This is a genomic window from Streptomyces sp. NPDC004752 (assembly GCF_053601275.1).
Genome location: NZ_JBSGBN010000017.1, coordinates 26,293 through 45,781 on the forward strand (window position 1 = coordinate 26,293; position 19,489 = coordinate 45,781).

Sequence of the window (19,489 nt, forward strand, 5' to 3'; positions counted from 1 at the left end):
CACGGTACCCGTGCTTTTCCCGCGGCTGTTGCTCCCCACCCGGCCCTTTCGGCCCTTCGCGCCCCCCGCCATCTCCCGCGCCCCCCCCCCCCCCCCCCGGCGGGCCCGCGACTGGTACGACGCGATCCTGCTGCCCGACGGGGCGGTGGCGATCGTCATCGGCGATGTGGTCGGCCACGATCTGCAAGCCGCGGCAGCCATGGCCTCCACCCGGAACATGCTGCTCGCCCTGTTGTTCGAGCGGCGCACTCCGCCCAGCGCGTGCCTCGCCCAGCTCGACCGCACCCTTGAGTCCATCACCGACAGCCCCGTCACCACCATCAGCCTCGCTCGCATCGAACCGGCAGGGCCCGCCTGGCGGCTGCTCTGGAGCACCGCGGGCCATCTCCCCCCGCTGCTGATCGGCCCCGACGGGCGGGCGGAATACCTGTTCGCCGAACCCGGACTGCCGCTCAACGTCAACAGCTCGCAGCCTCGCCCCGACCACAGCCGTCCCCTGCCTCCGGGCGCCACCGTGGTCTTCTTCACCGACGGGCTCATCGAACACCCCGACCATCCCGTCGACGAAAGCCTGGACGAGCTCGCCCTGCTCGCCACCGCGCACGCCGCCCTACCCCTGAAAGACTTCGTGCAGACTCTGGCCGACCACCACCCCAGTGACGGGCACGACGACATGGCGATCCTCGCCCTGCGTACCCCACGCTGAACCGGCCCCGCGGGCGCCTCGGCCGCCGGCACACGGCACCGGGCAGAACCAGCCGCTCGGCGACATCCCGGCCGCGCGCTGAGCGGAGATTACGCGGCCGAGTGGCGCGGTGGTGCATCCGGGGTGACCGGCGGATGATGAACTACGTGGCCAGGCGGAGGGAGTGACCTCCCGATGACCGTCGCATCCCGTGACAGGCTCCGGCGCAGTGGCATCGCCGCGCTGGAGATCTGCGCGGTCTTCGCGCTGTATTACGCCTCGGGCAGGCTGGGCCTGCTCCAGCAACTCGTGCGCGGCCAGGTCACACCGTTGTGGCCTCCGACGGGCGTCGCGCTGGCCGGACTGCTCCTCCTCGGGCAGCGGGTCTGGCCGGGGATCGCACTCGGCGCGTTCCTGATCAACATCTCGCTCGGGCCGTCGCTCCCGGCCGTGCTCGCGATCACGACGGGCAACACACTCGCGCCTCTGTGCTCCGCTGCGCTGCTTCGTCATGCCGGATTCCACACCGGGATCAACCGCTTGCGGGACGCCTTCGGGCTGATCTTCCTCGGCGCGTTCACCGGGATGCTCATCAGCGCGACGGTGGGCAGCGGCACCCTCCACCTCGCCGGAGTGCTGCCCGACAACAGATTCTGGCTGACATGGTGGGTCTGGTGGACCGGGGACGCGATGGGCGTCCTCATGGTCACCCCGGTGCTCCTCATCCTCCGCTCGGCGCGCCTGCCGAAGGACGTGCCACGGTCCCGGTGGGTGGAGGGCTCTCTGCTCGCGGTGGCCACCGCCGCCGTCGGTTACCTTGTGTCATCCCCCGCACCGCTGCTCTTCCTCGCCTTCCCGGTGCTCATCTGGGCCGCGTTCCGCTTTCAGCGCAGCGGTGCGGCCCCCTGTGCACTGGCCCTGTCCACCTTCACCATCCTCGCCGCCGCCCGCAGGGCAGGCCCCTTCACCGGACATGACCTGCTCATCAACATGATCGCCTTGCAGGCGTTCAACGGCACCGTCGCACTGACCGCGTTGTTGCTCGCCGCCGCGATCACCGAGCGCAACGAGGCCCACGAAAAGATCGAGCAGGCATGCAGGCGACTCGCCGAGATGGTGGCACGGACCGCCCCCGACGTGGGCGGTCCGCCGACGCTCGGGCATGACGGCCGGGGCGACCGCACGGAGACGAGGACGGCGGACACATCCGACAACCGTGATCCCTCGGCCTCGTCATCGCCGGACGGACGGCGACGACGCTGATCCAGGCGGTCCGGGAAGGCGGTTCGGGAAGGGGTTCAGGAAGGCGCCTCACGGCTCCGGCCTGCCTACCGGTGACCGGCGTCTCGTCTCAGAGTTTCTGAATCTCAGAGCCTGTGGAAAGACGCGTCGTACTGCTCGCCGAGCACGGCTCGGCCCAGGGTGGCCAGCACGTGATCGTCGTTGTCATGGAGCTGATACAGCGTCAGATCACGCAGGATCCGCTCCACCGGGCTCGGGCGGATCAGGCTGCGGGCGCCGCACGCGTGGATGACGTGATGCACCGTCTCCCGTGCCAGTTGCGCGATCACATACCAGGCTCTGTCGCCGGCGATCCGGGCCTCGTCGCGCCTTGACTCGTCCCACAGACCGGCGACATGGCGCAGCCAGAGACGGGCGGTTTCGACATTGACCGCCATGCTGCCCACCCGCTGCTGCACATAGGGGTCACCGCCCTTGCCCTGCCGCTTCAGATACCCGAGCCCGTATTCATAGGCGGCGAGGGCGCCGCCGAGGAAGCTGGCCGCGTAATGCGGCACGAAAGCGGTCTGCCACTGCCCGTCGAAGTAGCTGCCGGGACCGCCGATGAGATGGTCGCGCGGTATGAAGGTCTCGTGGAAGCGGACCGCGTGGCTGACCGTCGCGCGCATGCCGACGGGATCCCACCACGAAGCGTCCACGGTCACGGTCGGATCGGACAGGTCGCAGGCGAGGAGCAGGAGCCTGCCGTGGACCTCTCGGGTCGGCCGGGCTCCGCCGGGGGTGTCCGGATCGACGAGCAGAATCGCCCACTGGGCTCCGGTGGCACTGGTGGCGAACGCCTTGCTGCCATGGAGGACCCAGCCGCCCGGGACGGGGACCAGTGTGGTGCCGAAGCGAAGGCTCTCGCCCGGCTTCGGGGCCTGGGGTTCGCCGCTCCATGCGGCCCACTTCTCCCCATGTTCCACCACACCGGCGAACCAGCGTCGCTTCTGCTCCGGGGTGGCCAGGGCGTCGATGACGACCAGCGCGTTGGCGTGCCCTTCCCAGCAGCGGGCCAGTGACAGATCGGCCTTGGCCAGCGTGGTGGTCATCTCCCACAGGGGCAGGGTGTGGCGCTGCTGAGGGCCGTAGCCCAGACCTCCGTATTCCCGGGGCACGGTGACGCCCAGCAGGCCGTTGGAGAACAGATCGTCGAAGTCCTCGGTGGGGAAGACGGCCTTGCGGTCGTACTCCTCGGCGCGGGGGGCGAATCTGTCCGCGGCGAGTTTCGCCACGGTGACGAGAACGGCCTGGTCGTCTCCGACCGCCGGACCGCGGGCCGATCCGATGGTTCGGGACAGGTCGTCGGTCATGTGGGGGTGGCCCCTTCCGAGCGGTAGAAGTGGGCGCGGTACATCAGGTTCGGCATCCGCGCCTCGGTGGGGTGGACGGTGTGGACGTCGATGGTCAGCAGGCCGCGGTTGAGGTATCCGACGAGGATGACCTGCCGGGAGCCGAGCGGGCCCTCGGCGAGGAAGGCGACGGCCTCGGTAGCGTTGATGTCATCGGCCAGCGGGACCGCGGGCAGGGTGGCGCCGGTGACGGTGACGGCGGGCGGCTCGGGTGTCCCTGGTGAGGACGTCGGATCGCCTCGCTCAGTGATCCGCAGCATGAGTCGGCCGCCGTCGACCGCGGCATCGACCAGATCGATGCCGGTGGCGGCGGTGTCGAAATTGACCCAGTCGCCTGCCAGCGGCGCCGGATCGACCGTGTGTTGCGTCATGCCCGCCCCCTTGTCCGGTGGAAGAACGAGCGGGCCCAGTGGTCGGCGCCTGCGCCGTCGCCGCTGAGGACGGTGGCCGTGGTGGCGATCAGAATGCCCGTCTTGTGGTAGGCGCATACGACGGTGCGCAGCGAGCCGAAGTCGTAGACCACGGAGAACGACCAGGCGACCGATGGTGTTTGTGGCGGGGTGTACAGGACCGCCGGGGCCTCACCCCAGTCGCTCGGCTGTGGGTGGCCGGTGCCGAAAGCCCTCACGAACATGCCCTCTTCGTGCCACGTCACGCTCAGTCGGCGGGCACCCTTCGAACTGTGCTGGTCGGTGTTGGCCCACTCGCCCAGCAGCGCCGAGGCATCCGGTGTTTCGGGCGGACGGGGTGGGGGCGGTCCGGACGGGGACGTCGAACGGCTCGTCATGGTGCCTCCCGCCTTGTGCGAGGTGTCGCCGCCGGTCCGTCTGCTGCGGTGAGATCGTTGACAGCGGCGTGCTCGGCCCATCCGCGGCAGAGGGAGCGCAGGGGCGGCGTCTCGGGCATCGGATGGCCTGTCATCAGCCGGAACTGCTCGCGTGCTTCAACGAACAGGACCTGCCAGCCGTCGATGCCGAGCAGCCCGCGAGCACGGGTGGCGCGCGTGAGCGCGGTCGGCGGATCGCGGTAGGCCATCTCCAGCACCACGGCGCCCCAGTCGGCCGCGGCAACCGGGAACGGCTCCCGCTCCACCAGGGGCGTGGCATGCGCGATCAGGTCGTATCCCGCCGGGGAGAACCGGGACAGCGGCACATAGGGGAGCCCTAGCCGCGAGGAGGCTTCCAGACCGTGTGCGATCCCCCGGTTGACCAGGGTCACCCCGGCTCCGGCCTCGCGCAGGGCCCGGGCGACGGCCCGTCCGGCGCCGCCGCAACCGAGGACGGCGGCCGTGCGGCCGCTCGGGTCGACTCCGCCCAGGGCAAGGGCGCGCAGGGCACCGACGCCGTCGGTGGTGGCCGCCCGCCAGCGCCCGGCGTCGAGCCACAGCAGATTGGCCGCACCGCAGCCCAACGCCTCCGGGTCGGCGACGTCGGCCACCTGGAGCGCGCTCTCCTTGTGCGGGGCGGTCACGGTCAGCCCGCGCAGGGGCGGCCCACCGAGCGAACCGAAGTCGCGGCACCACTGCCAGAAGCGGGAGAACCCGTCCACCTGAAAGGGCAGATACAGCGCGGGCAACCGCAGTTCCCGCAACGCGGCGTTGTGCAGCCGGGGCGACGGCGATCTGCCCGGGGCCCGCCCGGCGATACCGAGCAGTCCGCTGAGCGGCGGCAACGCGGGCAGGCCGTAGTCGGTGCGGAGCCGGTCCACCCTCGGCATTCCGTCCTGCCCCGGCGCACCGACCCGGCCGTAGACGACAGGCGCCCCCAGCCACGGTGCCAACACCCGGGTCCATATGCCGGCCGGACCGGACGCGAACGCCGTCACGTCGGTACGTCCGAGCCCGGTGAGCAGCAGCGGCGCGGCGGATCCGTACTGGGCGCCCGACTGCGGCACGAGGAGGTACAGCGCCGCCGGCACGGCGGACATCGCGGCGAACCGTTCCCGGAGCCTGCCCGATGCGTCCAGCAGCCCGGCTCGGCAGCCGCCCTCGGCCCTGCTCGAAGGCCCGGACGCATGCCAGGAGACCCGCCGCTGTCGGGCGGGGATGGCCGCCAGCAGCTCCGGCTGTATGTCGTCCATCGCCTCGAGATCGACCAGTTCATAGTGGTCCGCCGCGCGCAGGAGCCGGGTGCGCCGTGCCATCGGGCCGGCAGCCGAGCGGCCGCCATGCCGCTCGGAGCGCAGGCTGTACGTCAGCTGACCCCTGAAGTGCCGACGCAGCCGGGACGGGTCGGGATCGCCGACCAGGTCGGCCCGGATCTCCAGCTCGTCCGCCGCTCCTGCGAGGCCACGCAGCGCACGGGGGGTGAGGTCCTCCGGTTCGGCGGCCACCGCCACCCGCCGGGCCCGACGCCCGACGGCGGCACCGTATCCGCTCGTCACTCGCGCCACTGGACGTATTCCTCCAGACCGGCTCGCCGTGGGACGAACCGATTGACCGGGGCTGTCTCGTCCGCGTATCCGACAGCCATAGTGCATACGACGATCCGGTCGGCGGAGATTCCCAGGTTCGCTCGGAGCACGTCTCCGTAACCGGCGACGCTGAACTGCGGACAGCTGCTGAGCCCCCTGGCCACCAGGCCGAGCATGACGTTCTGCAGGAACAGGCCCATCTCCAGAAAAGTGCCCGGCACCGCGTTCCCGGGCAGATGACAGACCAGAGCGGTCGGAGCACCGTAGAAACGCAGGTTGTCACGGAAGTGCGCACGGGCGGCTGCGCGGTCCGCTGTGGTGTGCCCCTTGGCCGCCAGCACCCCCGTCACGGCCTGCTCGGCGCGGCGCTCGACGATTTCGTCGAGCGACGGCGGCCGATGGGTGTAGTCCGGGTGGGGTGGGTCACCACGGTCGAACGCCTCGCACAGGGCGTCCACCAACGCCTTGAGGGCGCCGCCGGTCACCACCGTCACCTGCCACATCTGGGTGTTGCGGCTCGACGGCGCATGCCCGGCGGCGAGGAACACCTCCGCCAGGGCATCCCTCGGTACCCCCCGGTCCGCAAAGGCCCTCTTGCAGTGGCGGGAGGTGATCAAGCACAGGCCGTCGCGGAGCCCGCGTGTCATCCCTGCCTCACCCCCGTCCCGAGGTGCTGCGGCCAGGGCCGTAGGACTCGGCGAGCTCGCACAGGCGGACACCGACGGAGCGCTGGATGTGCTGGGCGCACCGCCGGTACGCCTCCGGTGACTGCCCGTCCGGGTCGGGGATGTCACCGTGCGGGTCCAGCCGGAGGGTACGGTCCTCGGCTTCGGGCACCATGGCGATCACCCTGTCGCGATGGGCTCGGGTCATGCAGTAGATGACGGAGCTGACCCGGCACAGTTCCAAGGTGACCGGGCGGGCGCGGTGACGGCGGGGATTTCCCCGGCCCGGCACCCGTTGCAGGCCGAGTTCGGCCAGTGCGGACCGGGCGCCGGGAGCCATCGGGCGCGCGGGCAGCGGTGTCGCGACACCCGCGCTGGAGAACCGGAAGAGGTGTGCGACGCCGGCCTCCGCGGCCTGGGCCCACGCGATGACCTCCGCCATGGGCGAGCGGGACGTGTTCCCACCGCAGATGAACAGCACCCGGCATGCCGCCGTACCGGTGCCGCGCGTTCGCCACCAGAGGGCGACCGACGGCCAGGACAGGGCCGCGGCCGCGCCGACGCCGAACACGAGCGCGATCAGCTGGCTGCTCCCCGGAGCCGCGAGCCCGGCCCAGGCGAGCGCGTACGAGGCGACCAGGCCGGACATCAGGCTGGCGAACGCCCAGGCCGACACGCCCCAGGTGTATTCGCGCCGGTCGAGGTAGATCAGCGAGGCGAAGACGAACAGCACCTCGTAGGCCACTCCTATCCCGGCCGCCTCCCACGCGACCGGTGTGCCGAGGAACGTGGTGAAACCCGCGCGCAGCTGTGGTTGTCCGGCCAGCGCCCCGGTGCCCAGCAGCACGGCCAGCCACACCGGTGCCGCGACATGCTCCTCCACGAAGAATCGCCGATTCGTTGCGACAACACCGTTCTTGGCGGCGCGGCCCATTATTTTGAACCGGCCGAGGTAGCCCACGAGGTAAATGAGGACGCTCAGCACGGCGGCCAGAGTGAGGTGGTAGCTGTTCACGTCACCGAGAGCCACCGAGACCGCTATCAGACTGAGAAACAGCGCCAACCACGAATTTTTCATAACCGGCCGCTTACCGGCCACGTCGATCAATGGGGAGAGAATGAGAACTCCGCCCCTCATCAACAACAGCATGAAGAGGATCGAGACACCCGCGAAGCTGTAGTTCATCGTGGTGGCGCCGATGATCAGCGAGGTGAAGAAGCCGGCCGCCAGTGTCTCCCGCCCCACCGTCGGAATCCGGCTTCCGCCCATCCCGCTCCGGCGCATGTACCGCCACCGACCGGACACGCCCAGGAAGACCGTCATCGCGGCGAGCTGACCGAAGACCGCTGCGGGCAGCATCTCGTAGCCGCCGACCGGCTGGGACGACAGCGGAGTCACACCGCTGGACAGCGCCTTGACCAGCATGGCGTAGGGAATATACGAGACGAAGTATCCGAAGGTGAGCCAGCCCATGTGAGTCCCATTACTGGTCGAACGTCAAGGTGCTAACGCCGCAAGTCCGGGATCGGCACGTCTGGTCGAATTCTGACCCGAATGAAATCTTCCTGCTTTTCAGGATGAGTGCGAAATCTCGACTATTCAGTCACATAGCCATCCAAAAATGCTACCCCACACGGCCGCACACAGCCAGCGCAGGAGCCCAGGAGCGGTATCAGCAGGTGGAGTGGCAGATCGGTCGGTGGTCGCCCCGCCGCGACCACCGCCACCCCAGTGCTCGGTGAACGGGGCCCACCGATGGAGCGTGCCGGGCCGGGCGCCGAGCCGGGAACACACGTGCGGCGACGCGGCTCGCCCGCACGTCATGGGGCGGCGGCAGTCCAGTTCCTTCAGGAGCTGGACGAACGCTGCCCGCTCGGCCCGGACACCGCGAGACGGCTCGCCCAGGCCGATCCGCGAGAACTCCGGAAAAAAATCCGGCCGCCGATGTCGAGATCCCGTGACCGGCTCCGTCCCAGGGGTGAACGTGACCACAATGGGTCGCACCAGTACCGAGGAGAACCACGATGGCCAAGTACTTGCTGCTCAAGCACTACCGCGGCGCCCCGGCAGCGGTCAACGACGTGCCCATGGACCGGTGGACACCGGAAGAGATCTCGGCGCACGTGCAGTACATGCAGGACTTCGCGGCCCGGCTTGAGAAGACCGGCGAATTCGTCGACGGTCAGGCACTCGCCCCCGAGGGGGCCTGGGTCCGGTACGACGGTGAAGGGCGCCCGCCGGTCACCGACGGCCCGTTCGCCGAGACCAAGGACCTCATCGCGGGCTGGATGGTGATCGACGTCGACACCTATGAGCGCGCCGTCGAGCTGGCCGGGGAGCTGTCGGCCGCCCCCGGTGCGGGCGGGAAGCCGATCCACGAGTGGCTTGAGGTGCGCCCGTTCCTGGCCGCTCCGCCCACCATCACCGAGTGCCATTGATGAACGAGGCCCTGCTGAGGAGCCTCACGCCGAGCGTGCTCGCCATCCTCGTCCGCCGCGGAGCCGACTTCGCGGCGGCCGAGGACGCCGTGCAGGAAGCGCTGGTCGAGGCGGTCCGGGCCTGGTCGGCCGACCCCTCCTCAAGCTCTTCGGACACGGGATACCCCATGCGGGACCCGAAGGGCTGGCTGGTCACCGTGGCCTGGCGCCGGTTCCTCGACGCGACCCGGGCGGACGCCGCCCGCCGCCGGCGTGAGGACGTCGTCAACGAGGAACCGGCGCCCGGGCCCGCGCCCGCGGTGGACGACACGCTCCAGCTCTACTTCCTGTGCGCCCACCCGTCGCTGACACCGTCGTCCGCCGTCGCACTCACGCTGCGCGCCGTTGGCGGGCTGACCACCCGCCAGATCGCCCACGCCTACCTGGTGCCCGAGGCGACCATGGCGCAGCGCATCAGCCGTGCCAAGCGCACCGTCTCCGGCGTACGGTTCGACCAGCCCGGCGACGTCGCCACCGTGCTGCGCGTCCTCTACCTGGTGTTCAACGAGGGCTACTCCGGCGATGTCGACCTGGCCGCCGAGGCCATCCGGCTCACCCGGCAGCTCGCGGCCTCGGTCGATCACCCCGAGGTGGCGGGGCTGCTCGCCCTCATGCTGCTCCACCACGCCCGGCGCGCCACCCGGACCGCGCCCGACGGCAGCCTGGTACCGCTCGCCCAGCAGGACCGCGCCCGGTGGGACACCGGGTCGATCGCCGAGGGCATCGAGATCCTGCAAGCGGCCCTCGCCCGCGACCGGCTGGGCGAGTTCCAGGCCCAGGCCGCCATCGCGGCACTCCACGCCGACGCGCTCACCGCCGAGGAGACCGACTGGGTGCAGATCGTCGAGTGGTACGACGAGCTCACACGCCTCACCGACAGCCCGGTCGTCCGGCTCAACCGCGCAGTCGCCGTCGGGGAGGCCGACGGACCGCGCGCCGGCCTGACGGCGCTCGCGGCGCTGGACGCCTCGCTGCCCCGTCACGCCGCGGTGGCCGCGTACCTCCACGAGCGCGACGGCGACCTGGTGACGGCGGCACGGCTGTACGCCGAGGCGGCCCAGAAGGCATCCAATCTCGCCGAGCGCGACCACCTGACACGCCAGGCCGCCCGGCTCAACTCCCAGCCGCATCACTGACGGGCCACGCGCGGTAACCGTGGGCCTGAGCCGTCCAGCCCCGTTCGGGGGCCGTTCGACCCATGCGGGTGCGACGGGCGCGATCCCCGTCGGCTCGGGACGTGGCGAAAGCGGACTCGGCGGCCGGTTCTTCGGCGGGTGAGCCGGCAGGCGCATCGCAGGCCGCGGCTCGGCCGACCACCATGCGCGCTGCCGCCCGTGCCGTGTCCTGTCGCGGTCGTTTCCCGGACATCACCGTCACCGGCCGGGACGGTCCCGGTCGGGGCCGGACGTGTCGGGGCCGGACGTCGGCCGCGCAGGGACGTTCGGCCCTGTGACCGGAGTGTGCCGCCGTCCGACGGTTGTACCAAGTGGGTGAACGGACCAGTGACGTGCTGGAGGCCGACACATGAGCACACCGGATTCGCCGTACACGTCCGGTCCGCCTCCGCCACGCAGACAGCGGGCATCTCGGGAGGCGAACCCCCTCAAACGCACGTCCGACCGGCTCGAATCCTGGTTCCGCCGCGTCCTGATGGTCCTCCTCGTCCTCGGCGTGCCCTTGGCCGCGATCAGCGCGGGACAGGCAGCTTACGAGTCGTCGATGCGCACCGTACGAGCGCAGGTGGCCGCACGGCAGGAGATCACGACTCGCCTGGCATCGAGCATCCAGGGCGATCCCACGATGGGGAGGCAACCCGCGCTCGTCCACTGGACCGACATGAGCGGCCGGGTGCGGGCGGGAACCACCCTGGTCGAATCGGGAACACCCAAAGGCGCCACCGTACGCGTGTGGGTGGACCGCGACGGACGGATCACCGGCCCCCCGATGAACACGCTGGCCGCGAGGTCCAACGGCTGGTTCGTGGGCGGGATGGCGGGAATCGGCGTGGCCGCCGGCTGCTACGCGGCGCGGGCGGGCATGCGCCTCGCCCTGGACCGGAGAAGGTACGCGCGGTGGGACGCCGAATGGGACCTGGTGGAACCGCTGTGGACCGCACGCTTTCGCCGGTGACAGGCGGGACCATCACCAACCGAGCACTGAGGTGAGGCGCGAGCGCGATGTCCGGGGCAAAGAAGATCATCCGCCCGGACCTGCCGGACGCGCTGCGGCCCCTTCGGCCAGCGAAACCTCCCCGGCAGAGGCTGAAGGGCAGGGACGCTGTCAGAAGACGGCACACGACGTGGGACGACGAACGGGCCGACGTGGAGGTCCAGTAACAGCGACTCCAGTACGGCGGCTCCGGTACAGCGGCTTCGGTACGGGACTCCGGTACAGCGGCTCCGGTACAGCGGCACATCCCCGTGGATCACCCTGACGGGAACGCGTCTTGAACACGGGCCGGAACCGGCGTTTCGCCGCTGCCCGCATGTCTGGTCATGCGCGGGACGCTGGCTCGCCGTAGCGCAGCAGCACACCCACGCCCTCCCTCAGCCGTAGCTCCCGCTCGGGCACCACGACCAGTTCGGCTCCCGTACCGACGAGGGCGCGGGCCAGGGCCGAGTCGGCCCGTTCTTCGTCGACCTCCGGTATCCCGTAGGAACGCAGTTCCTCTTCGGTGAGGGCGAGTTGGCCGGGTTCCGGGCCGACCCACAGGCGGAGCTGCGACTCGGGGTGGTTGTTGAGGAAGAGGGCCTTGACCCTGCCGCGTTGCAGTGCCGACACGGCGGCGGCAAGCCCTTCCACGGCCGCTTTGTCATGGGCTCGCTCGGCGAGGAAAGCGCTGAGCAGCGCGCGGTCGCGCACCGCCATGCGCCCTCTGAAGAGGCCGTCGAGCTGCTGCTCGAGCAGTGCCCGCCCGGTTTGGGGCTCACCCGTGCGTTCGACCGTCGCGACCTGCCCGCGCAGCGGAACCGGAAGCCGACGGACGAGGATGCCGCGGGCCCAGACGTCACCCGCGACGACCACCGTCTCGACGTCGATGCGCCGTGCGTGGCCCGCCAACTCCCGGCCCGCCGCTCCGGCGGCGTTCAGCCAGTCGGTCACCGGGATCTCCTCGTGGAAACGGTGTCCGGGCGTGACCCGGGTCAGGGGCCAGGTGCCGGCTTCGGCGTCGATCCGTACGGTGCCGACGGCATCCGTGGCGTGACGGCCGCTGTACCGGACGTAAATGACCAGGTACGGGATGCCGGGCGCGTGCTGGACGATCAGCGGCATGGTGTCCGGCAGGGTTCCGAAGTGCGCGGTGTCCCGTGGGGGCGGCGCGGGCAGCTCGTCCGACAGCGCCAGGTGCCCGTGCGCGGCGAACACCGCCTGCCCGTGGGTGCCGGGGATCTCCGTGTCGCTGCCGACGATGTCCGCGACCGCGGTGATGGAGTCCTGGTCCGCTCCCTCGGCCGCCAGAGCGTCCCGCAGATGTCGCCGGCGCAGCTCTATGGCGGCATCCGGGTCGTCGATGGCGGCATCGCGAGAGGTGTCCAGATAGACGGACGCGTAAGGACCGGGCTGCTTGTACAGAGGTTCGAGGAAGGAAAGTCGCATGGTCACTCCCGAGTGGGCTCCTGGCACCACGTGCCACCGCACCGGCCCGGAATGCCGCTGCATCGAGTCACGGTCGGGGCGGCGTGCGCAGCTCGCTCCGACTCCAGCATGCGCCCGTCCGACGAGCCGTGCCCACCTGGCCGGAGACCCGCGTCGCGAAGATCGGGGTGGGGCCAAGGGAGGTCAAGGCGTGTGCGGGCTCCCGCCGCAGGCGTGGTTCAGGAGAGCCAGTCGCGGTAGTGGGTGGGCGCGATACGGGCGTCGCCCCGGGCTATGAGGGCCTCGCCGCGGACGGCGGCGAAGATGCCGGCGGTGTCGTCGGTGACGACGGTACGGCCGTCGGGGTGGGCGTCAAGGGTGATCCGGCCGAGGTCGTCGAGGGGGAATACCTCGGGTCCGGCGATGCCGAGGGCGCCGTTCAACGGGGTGCCGACGGCGACTTCGGCGACGGCGTCGGAGACGTCCTGGGCGGCGATCGGTTGCAGCGGGGTGGTGGGCAGGCGGACGATGTCGCCCTCGGTGGTCCAGGACAGGACCGCGTCGATGAACTCCATGAACTGGGTGGCGCGGACGATCGAGTAGGGGATCGGCCCGGCCTTGAGGATGTCCTCCTGAAGGACCTTGGCCCGGTAGTAGACGGCATCGGGCACACGTTCCGCGCCGAGGATCGACAGGATGACGAGATGCCCGACCCCGCCCTTCTGAGCGGCGGCGAGGATATTGTCCATCGACGTCCGGAAGAACGCCGGGGAGGCGTCGTCGAAGGTCGGGGAATTCGTCAGGTTGACGACTACGGCGGCGCCGGCCACCGCCTCCTCCACTCCCTTGCCGGTGATCACGTCGACACCGGTGGACATGGAGTGCGGTTCGGCCTCGTGTCCGGCCGCGTCCAGCTTCTTCACGACCTGCGACCCGATCAGTCCTGTTCCGCCGATCACTGCGATCTTCATGGGGTATCTCCCGTCGTACACCGATGGGTCAAGTGGTCATGCGTCCAGCCTGCGCCGGTGCGGTGCCGGGCGCACTCGCTGGGTCGGACACGCATGTCGTGCCTGCGACGATCCCGTACCGCTCGCGGGCGCCCACCGGCGGTGTTCGGGGTCGACGTACTCGAAGGTCGGCATCGGCCGTTGTGCCGTCGCCGTCGGGCATGGCCGGGGAAAACCGTTGGGAGCTTCTCATCGTGGGCGGCTAACATGCACCGGCGTGGACATTGGAGATCCCAAAGAGCTGGTCCGGCATGGGTACGACGCGCTGTCCCTCCGCTACGACGAGGCGTATGGCGCCGAGACGAAGTACCAGCCGTGGATCAGCGAACTGTCCGGTCGTATCCCGGTCGGCGGTACGGTGCTGGATCTTGGGTGCGGAAGCGGGGTTCCCGTCGCCCGCGCGTTCGCGACAACAGGTCACCGTGTCACCGGTGTCGACATCAGTGAGGTGCAGATCCGCAGGGCCCGGGAGCTGGTGCCGCAGGCCGAGTTCATCCGCGCCGACGCCACGGCCGTGGACTTCGCGTCGGCTTCCTTCGACGCGGTCGTCTCCTTCTACGCACTGATCCACATCCCGCTCGACGAACAGCTTCCGTTGCTGCGGAAGGTCGCCGGATGGCTGCGACCTGGCGGTTGGTTCCTGGGTACCACCGGCCATCGGGCCTGGACCGGTGTCGATGAGGACTGGCTGGGCGGCGGGACTGCCATGTGGTGGAGTCACGCGGACGCTGCCACGAATCGGGCATGGATCACTCAAGCCGGGCTGACGGTCGAGCAGGAGGAGTACGTGCCCGAAGGCGAGGGCGGGCACGCTCTGTTCTGGGCCCGACGCCGCTGATGCCCTTTCCCGGAAGGGCAAAGCGTGGTCGTCGAGGGCCTGGGGCAGAGGGCAGGCGTCCGTGTCGGCCGGCCCCTGCGCCTGGCCGACTTCGGTAACTCCCGTCTCACACGGCCGTCTTCCCCAACCGGTGATTCAGACATCCTCCCCCGCTACAGTGTTGGGCTCGTGATGGAACACTGGAAGCGCCACGTAGTACGTCACCCACTGTGGGGTGCCCTGGAGTTGACCGTCGCCTGGCACACTGTGCTGTTGCTGACGGCGAAGGTCCTGCTGCCGCCGCTGGCCCCAGCGTGGTTCCCCGCCCTCGGACCGACCGTGGTCAACATGGTCTGTTGCGCGGGCGTCGTCTTCGTGATGTGGCGGTGGGGATGGCTGCGCGCATCAGGAACGGCCACCTGGGGCCGGGCACGGAGGTGGTGGCTGGCGGCGCCCCTGCTGTTCATAGCCTGCTCCTACACCGTCGCCGGGCTCGACGGCAGCACGACCGTTGTCACGAGCGGGCTCGTCTCCCTGCTGTGGGTCGGTGTCAACGAGGAGATCTACAGTCGCGGACTCGTGCAGCAGACCCTGGCCCCGATGGGCGCGGCCCGCGCGTCACTACTGGTCGGTCTCCTCTTCGGCTCCGGACACATCCAGAACTACTTCTTCTTCGACGCCCCGTTGGACAACACGCTCTGGCAGATGCTGTCCGCGGGGCTGTTCGGCTTCACCTGTGCCGCACTGCGTTACGCGATCGGTTCCGTCTGGCCGATGGTCGTGGTCCATGGCCTGGACGACTTCTTCCAGATACGTTCTCCCGGGGCGGCGCCGGACTGGTGGCAGGTGAGCGTGTATGTCTTCCATGCCCTGTACGGCGCGTGGTTGCTGCGCCGATACGGAGCCGACGATGCGGCAGGGGCCGGGCGTTCCGCCACAGCATCCGCAACTCCCGAGGACCGCTCCCCGATGGACCCACGGTAACGACTGCCAACTGCCCGGGCACAGGTCAGTGCACGGGGTGCACCGCCTCCCGCAGGAGAGGGAGCGTGGCCGGGTCGGCCAGGGCTGAACCCACCGCGACCGCGGCGCATCCGGCTGACAGGTACTCAGCGGCGTTGTGGGCGCTGATTCCGCCGGTGGCGATGAAGTGCACGTCCGGGAAAGGCGCGAGGTGCGCAGTGATCCAGTCGGCTCCGAGCTGTTGGGCGGGGAACGCCTTGAGCCAGGTGTGACCCAGGGCGAGAGCGTTGGCGATGTCAGTGGCGGTGGCGACGCCCGGCAGATGGGGAAGACCGGCATCCGCGGAGGCGTCGACGACTTCCGGGTGCAGTCCTGGGGCCACGGTGAAGGCGGCACCCATGTCCCTGACCGCTTGCAGCCGCTCCGCGGTGGTCACCGTACCGGCCCCGACGTGCTTGCCGTGGGCGCGGGCCGCCTCGACCGCCGCCTCAAGTGAGGGCAGGGCGGATGCGGACTGGACGGGGATTTCAACGAGGTCGACACCGAAGTCCCAGGCGCGTCGGCACAGTTCGACGGTGGTGGACGGGCCGTGGCCGCGGAAGATGCCGATGACGGGGGTCGCGGCCAGGTGCCGGGCGAAGAAGTCGTTGCTGCGGTCGGCGGGAGTCATGGGGTGTTTCCCTTCCAGCCCAGTTCGGCACTGATCTCCTGGGCGGCTTTGCGGAATTCGTCGAGGCGGGAGCGGAGTTCGGTGAGCGGGGCGACGGCGGACAGTTCGGTGATGGAGATGCCGTGGGTGACCTTTCCACGGGCGTCAAGGACGGGCAGGGCGATGCAGTTGATGTAGCCCTCGTGTTCGCCGTCGTCCTCGGCCCAGCCGCGGGCCCGGGTCCGGCGCAGATCCTGGTCGAGGGATGCGCGGCTGGTGTGTGTGGTGTCGGTGTAGCGCTCGAACGTGGCCTTGTCGAGGATGCGTTCCTGGGTCGCCGGATCCTGGTACGCGGTGATCACTTTGGCTACGCCCGCGGTATGGGTCTGGGCCTGGAGGCCGATGCGGGAGCCCATGGCGACGCTGCCCCGGCCGTCGACCTTGTCGACGTAGACGATGCGGTCGCCGACGAGTTCACCTAGGTGGACGGTGTGGCCGTGACGCTCGGCCAGCTTTTGCAGGACGGGATGCGCGAGCGAACGGGCCTCGACTTGATCGAGTGCGAGCTGGCCGTAGGCGATGAGCTGGAAGCCCATCGCGTAGTGCCCGCGGGCGTCCTTGCGGACGAATCCGGCCTCCTCCAGGGTCTGCAGGAGTCGCAGAGCCGTCGACTTGTGCACCCCGATGCGTTCGGCCACCTCGCCCAGGGAGCGCGGCTGTTGGGAGACAAAGCCGATGATGTCGATGGCGCGGGCGACTGTTTGCGACATGGGGTGAGTCCTTAGTTGCTGACCTGGGAGATGCTGGTGTCCTCGTCCTCCAGCAAGGCGATCACCTCACGTGCCGATGGAAGGGGCGCCAGATCGGAGGCGGAGGCGAGGACCTGCGCTGCCGCGTAGTGTCCGAGCCGCAGACGCAGGGTGTCGTCCTGTCCGTGGAGCCATCCGCTGAGCCAGCCGGCCGCGAAGGCGTCTCCGGCGCCGACCGGGTCGAGGACGTGCACCCGCCGGGAGGGCACGCGGGCGGTGCCGGTCCGGGTGAAGGAGACCGCCTCGATGGCGGCATCCTTCACAACGAGGTGTGCCGGCTTGTCGATCAGGGTGCGTACGCTCTCGGCGTCGGTGGTCCCCCAGAGCGCGGCCGCCTCGTCTCGTCCCACGAAGACGATGTCGCAGTGCTGGGCAAGATCGAGCAGGGTGTCTGCCGCCTGCCGGTGGGGGTCCGTATGTCCGTCGCTGATCCGCTGCCACAGCACCGGTCGGTGGTTGACATCGAAACTGACGGGAGCCCGGCCCCAGGGACGGTCGAACACCATCCGGTGCGTGAGGGTTGAGCAGCTCGGGGACAGGGCGGGCAGTACGCCGGAGAGGTGTACGAGGCGCGGGGCGACCTGAGTCCAGGTGTCGAGGTCCGCGGTGTCCATGCCTGTGGCTGCCGAGCCGGCGCGGTAGTAGGCCACTTCGGTGCCGTGCGGCGTGGGGTCCTTGAAGTAGACGCCGGTGGGCCGGTCGGGGTCGCGGCGTACCAGCGAGGTGTCCACGCCGTGGCCGGACAGCATGGTGGTGACGATGTCACCCAGCCGGTCAAGGCCCAGGGCGCCGGCCCAGTGCGTGCGGTGGCCGAGTTCGGCGAGGAGAGCGGCGACGTTGGACTCGGCGCCGCCGGGCCGCAGGACGAAGCTGGACTCCGCATCGAGTCGGCCGCCTTCCTGCGGGGTGACCATCACCATGGTCTCGCCGACGGTGAGTACGTCAGTGACGATGGCCTGCATGGTCTGTGTGTTGTTCACTGCCAACCGCTTTCTCGATGCTGCGGTGGGGTTCGGGTGAGCCGCCGCCCACCCAAACGATCATGTTGCAACATTTGCAACGCTGTAGCAGCATATGCAAAACCTAGGTCGCTTCTGCTTGCCATGTCAACGGGCGAGGCCAACTCCCCCCGGCCCCGCCGACGGACGCTCCGGGCTACTGGCCCGGCCTCCGCCGCATGGAAGCGACTACATCGAAGCGATCACCTTGAAGCGATGCGCGACGAACTCGATGACCACATCGCGCTCATGAGCGATGCCACCATGGGATGCGGGCGCCCCGGGAATGCCGCTGGGGTGTTCTCCGGCGGCCGTCGGAGAACACCTCTCAGGAGCGCGGGACGTCGTGCGGCACCGCCGCCTCCGCTGCTGCGGCAGACTCATCGCGGGGCGGAGCGGCCATGGCCCCCGCCGGGTCCTCGCTGAAGCTCACCACCGGAGGCTTCCGACGGAACATCCGGGTCAGGAACAGCAGATACAGGAACCCGGCCAGCATCCAGCAGAGCCCGACTTTGAAGGTGATGCCCTCCAGGCTGGTCCACAGCCAGAGAGTCAGGGCGAAGCCGATGAGCGGCAGTAGTCCATAGGAGAGCAGATCGCGACCGCTTCGTCGGCCCTGGTCGACCAGGTAGTGCTTGACCACGCTCAGGTTGACCAGCGAGAAGGCGATCAGGGCACCGAAGTTGACCATCACCACGGCGTTGTCGAGGCTGATGAACAGGGCGACCAGCGAGACGGCGGACACCAGGCCGGTCGCGATCGCCGGGGTGCGGAAGCGCGGGTGGAGATGGCCGAACACCCGCCTGGGGAGCACGCCGTCGCGCCCCATCGAGTAGAGAATCCGGGACACACCGGCCTGTGTGGTGACCCCGGAGCCGAAGGCACCCGCGACATAGACGGCCACGAAGAACGAGGTGAAGGCGGAGCCGCCGAGCGTCCGCATGATGTCGAGGCCCGCGCTGTCGGCGTCGCGGAAGGTGGTGCCCGGGTGCACCAGCGCGCCCATCCAGGACACCAGGATGAACAGCAGGCCGCCGAGGACCGTGGTCAGCACTATGGCGCGGGGAATGGTGCGCCGCGGGTTCCTGGCCTCCTCCGACATGGTGGAGACCGCGTCGAAGCCGAGGAAGCTCAGCGCGACGATCGCGGCCCCGGAGAACGCCGCCGATGCTCCGGAGCCGCCCGGCAGGAACGAGGCGAACGGCGCGGAGGCACCGTGGTCGAGTGTGTGATGGACGGACAGGGTGACGAAGACCGCCACGAGCACCCCCGCGAGGCCCACCACCAGAGTGCTGAGCCGGCTGATGAAGTTCACGCCCAGCACATTGACGAGCAGGGAGAGCAGCAGCGCGGCGAGCACGAACACCTGCGCGGGAACCGACGGGAACTGGCTGTGCAGATAGATACCGATCAGCAGGAAGTTGATCATCGGCAGGAAGAGATAGTCCAGCATCAGAGTCCAGCCGACCATGAAGCCGACATGCCCGCCGAAGGACTGCTGGGTATAGGTGTACGCCGACCCTGCGCTCGGGAACGCCCGCACCATTCGCCCGTAGCTGACGGCCGTGAAGAGCATCACCACCAAGGCGATCACATAGGCGGCCGGCAGATGGCCGTTGGTCACGCCGACGACTGCCCCGTAGGTGGTGAACACGGCCACCGGAGCGAGGTAGGTGAGACCGAAGAGAGTGAGACCGGGCAGCCCGAGGACCCGTTTGAGCCCGGATTGCCCGGGGGTGTCTGTCGCCGTCATGAACCGTTCCTTCCGCGAAGAGAGTTGCGGATTGCCGGGTG

The 19,489-nt window shown here is 69.6% G+C and carries 19 protein-coding genes; 7 read left to right on the forward strand and 12 right to left on the reverse strand.

What is annotated here, in order from left to right:
- Together ACWEKM_RS09870 and ACWEKM_RS09875 are read left to right on the forward strand one after the other, a co-directional pair.
- The coding region (locus tag ACWEKM_RS09870; protein ID WP_451620645.1) for a PP2C family protein-serine/threonine phosphatase at positions 1–706 on the forward strand (706 nt) is incomplete at its 5' end.
- 174 nt (positions 707–880) lie between these two features.
- The gene (locus ACWEKM_RS09875; RefSeq protein ID WP_451620646.1) at positions 881–1,948 is read left to right on the forward strand and encodes an MASE1 domain-containing protein; all 1,068 of its coding nucleotides are present in this window, start codon (positions 881–883) and stop codon (positions 1,946–1,948) included.
- A gap of 104 nt (positions 1,949–2,052) precedes the next feature.
- On the opposite strand, the gene ACWEKM_RS09880 is transcribed toward ACWEKM_RS09875, so the two are convergent.
- The 6 genes from ACWEKM_RS09880 to ACWEKM_RS09905 are packed head-to-tail and all read right to left on the reverse strand — an operon-like array spanning position 2,053 to position 7,869.
- On the reverse strand, positions 2,053–3,279 hold the full coding sequence (locus tag ACWEKM_RS09880; RefSeq protein WP_451620647.1) for an acyl-CoA dehydrogenase family protein: 1,227 nt from the start codon (positions 3,277–3,279) through the stop codon (positions 2,053–2,055).
- Positions 3,276–3,689 (reverse strand): hypothetical protein, encoded by a 414-nt coding sequence (locus ACWEKM_RS09885; RefSeq protein ID WP_451620648.1) that lies wholly within the window; start codon positions 3,687–3,689, stop codon positions 3,276–3,278. Before ACWEKM_RS09885 ends, ACWEKM_RS09880 begins: the two co-directional genes overlap by 4 nt.
- Complete coding sequence (locus ACWEKM_RS09890) at positions 3,686–4,105, reverse strand: hypothetical protein (RefSeq protein ID WP_451620649.1); 420 nt, start codon at positions 4,103–4,105, stop codon at positions 3,686–3,688. Before ACWEKM_RS09890 ends, ACWEKM_RS09885 begins: the two co-directional genes overlap by 4 nt.
- A complete protein-coding gene (locus tag ACWEKM_RS09895) occupies positions 4,102–5,700 on the reverse strand; it encodes a hypothetical protein (RefSeq protein WP_451620650.1) in 1,599 nt (532 codons plus the stop codon). Before ACWEKM_RS09895 ends, ACWEKM_RS09890 begins: the two co-directional genes overlap by 4 nt.
- Positions 5,697–6,377 carry a nitroreductase gene (locus tag ACWEKM_RS09900; RefSeq protein WP_451620651.1) on the reverse strand — a complete coding sequence of 227 codons (681 nt, stop codon included), beginning with the start codon at positions 6,375–6,377 and terminating at the stop codon, positions 5,697–5,699. Before ACWEKM_RS09900 ends, ACWEKM_RS09895 begins: the two co-directional genes overlap by 4 nt.
- A gap of 7 nt (positions 6,378–6,384) precedes the next feature.
- Positions 6,385–7,869, reverse strand: a complete 1,485-nt coding sequence (locus tag ACWEKM_RS09905; protein ID WP_451620652.1) for an arsenate reductase/protein-tyrosine-phosphatase family protein — start codon at positions 7,867–7,869, stop codon at positions 6,385–6,387.
- Positions 7,870–8,420: 551 nt separating this feature from the next.
- On the opposite strand from ACWEKM_RS09905, the gene ACWEKM_RS09910 reads away from it, so the two are divergent.
- From ACWEKM_RS09910 to ACWEKM_RS09920, 3 genes are all read left to right on the forward strand, one after another.
- Complete coding sequence (locus tag ACWEKM_RS09910; RefSeq protein ID WP_451620653.1) at positions 8,421–8,834, forward strand: YciI family protein; 414 nt, start codon at positions 8,421–8,423, stop codon at positions 8,832–8,834.
- Positions 8,834–10,009 carry an RNA polymerase sigma factor gene (locus tag ACWEKM_RS09915; RefSeq protein WP_451620711.1) on the forward strand — a complete coding sequence of 392 codons (1,176 nt, stop codon included), beginning with the start codon at positions 8,834–8,836 and terminating at the stop codon, positions 10,007–10,009. Before ACWEKM_RS09910 ends, ACWEKM_RS09915 begins: the two co-directional genes overlap by 1 nt.
- A 388-nt stretch (positions 10,010–10,397) precedes the next feature.
- Positions 10,398–11,003: an Rv1733c family protein gene (locus tag ACWEKM_RS09920; protein WP_451620654.1), complete on the forward strand. Its 606-nt coding sequence runs from the start codon at positions 10,398–10,400 to the stop codon at positions 11,001–11,003.
- A gap of 363 nt (positions 11,004–11,366) precedes the next feature.
- On the opposite strand, the gene ACWEKM_RS09925 is transcribed toward ACWEKM_RS09920, so the two are convergent.
- Complete coding sequence (locus tag ACWEKM_RS09925; RefSeq protein WP_451620712.1) at positions 11,367–12,470, reverse strand: baeRF2 domain-containing protein; 1,104 nt, start codon at positions 12,468–12,470, stop codon at positions 11,367–11,369.
- 218 nt (positions 12,471–12,688) lie between these two features.
- Positions 12,689–13,420, reverse strand: coding sequence for an SDR family oxidoreductase (locus ACWEKM_RS09930; protein ID WP_451620655.1), 732 nt, complete (start codon positions 13,418–13,420; stop codon positions 12,689–12,691).
- Positions 13,421–13,676: 256 nt separating this feature from the next.
- Here ACWEKM_RS09930 and ACWEKM_RS09935 point away from each other — a divergent pair, with 256 nt between their 5' ends.
- Together ACWEKM_RS09935 and ACWEKM_RS09940 are read left to right on the forward strand one after the other, a co-directional pair.
- The gene (locus tag ACWEKM_RS09935) at positions 13,677–14,297 is read left to right on the forward strand and encodes a class I SAM-dependent methyltransferase (RefSeq protein WP_451620656.1); all 621 of its coding nucleotides are present in this window, start codon (positions 13,677–13,679) and stop codon (positions 14,295–14,297) included.
- 171 nt (positions 14,298–14,468) lie between these two features.
- Positions 14,469–15,260, forward strand: a complete 792-nt coding sequence (locus ACWEKM_RS09940) for a CPBP family intramembrane glutamic endopeptidase (protein WP_451620657.1) — start codon at positions 14,469–14,471, stop codon at positions 15,258–15,260.
- Positions 15,261–15,285: 25 nt separating this feature from the next.
- Here the strand turns inward: ACWEKM_RS09940 and ACWEKM_RS09945 are convergent, their stop codons facing one another.
- From ACWEKM_RS09945 to ACWEKM_RS09960, 4 genes are all read right to left on the reverse strand, one after another.
- A complete protein-coding gene (locus ACWEKM_RS09945; protein ID WP_451620658.1) occupies positions 15,286–15,909 on the reverse strand; it encodes a bifunctional 4-hydroxy-2-oxoglutarate aldolase/2-dehydro-3-deoxy-phosphogluconate aldolase in 624 nt (207 codons plus the stop codon).
- Positions 15,906–16,658: an IclR family transcriptional regulator gene (locus ACWEKM_RS09950; RefSeq protein ID WP_451620659.1), complete on the reverse strand. Its 753-nt coding sequence runs from the start codon at positions 16,656–16,658 to the stop codon at positions 15,906–15,908. Before ACWEKM_RS09950 ends, ACWEKM_RS09945 begins: the two co-directional genes overlap by 4 nt.
- An 11-nt stretch (positions 16,659–16,669) precedes the next feature.
- On the reverse strand, positions 16,670–17,677 hold the full coding sequence (locus ACWEKM_RS09955) for a sugar kinase (RefSeq protein ID WP_451620660.1): 1,008 nt from the start codon (positions 17,675–17,677) through the stop codon (positions 16,670–16,672).
- Between the two features lie 346 nt (positions 17,678–18,023).
- Positions 18,024–19,448, reverse strand: a complete 1,425-nt coding sequence (locus ACWEKM_RS09960) for an APC family permease (RefSeq protein WP_451620661.1) — start codon at positions 19,446–19,448, stop codon at positions 18,024–18,026.
- Positions 19,449–19,489 lie beyond the last annotated feature (41 nt).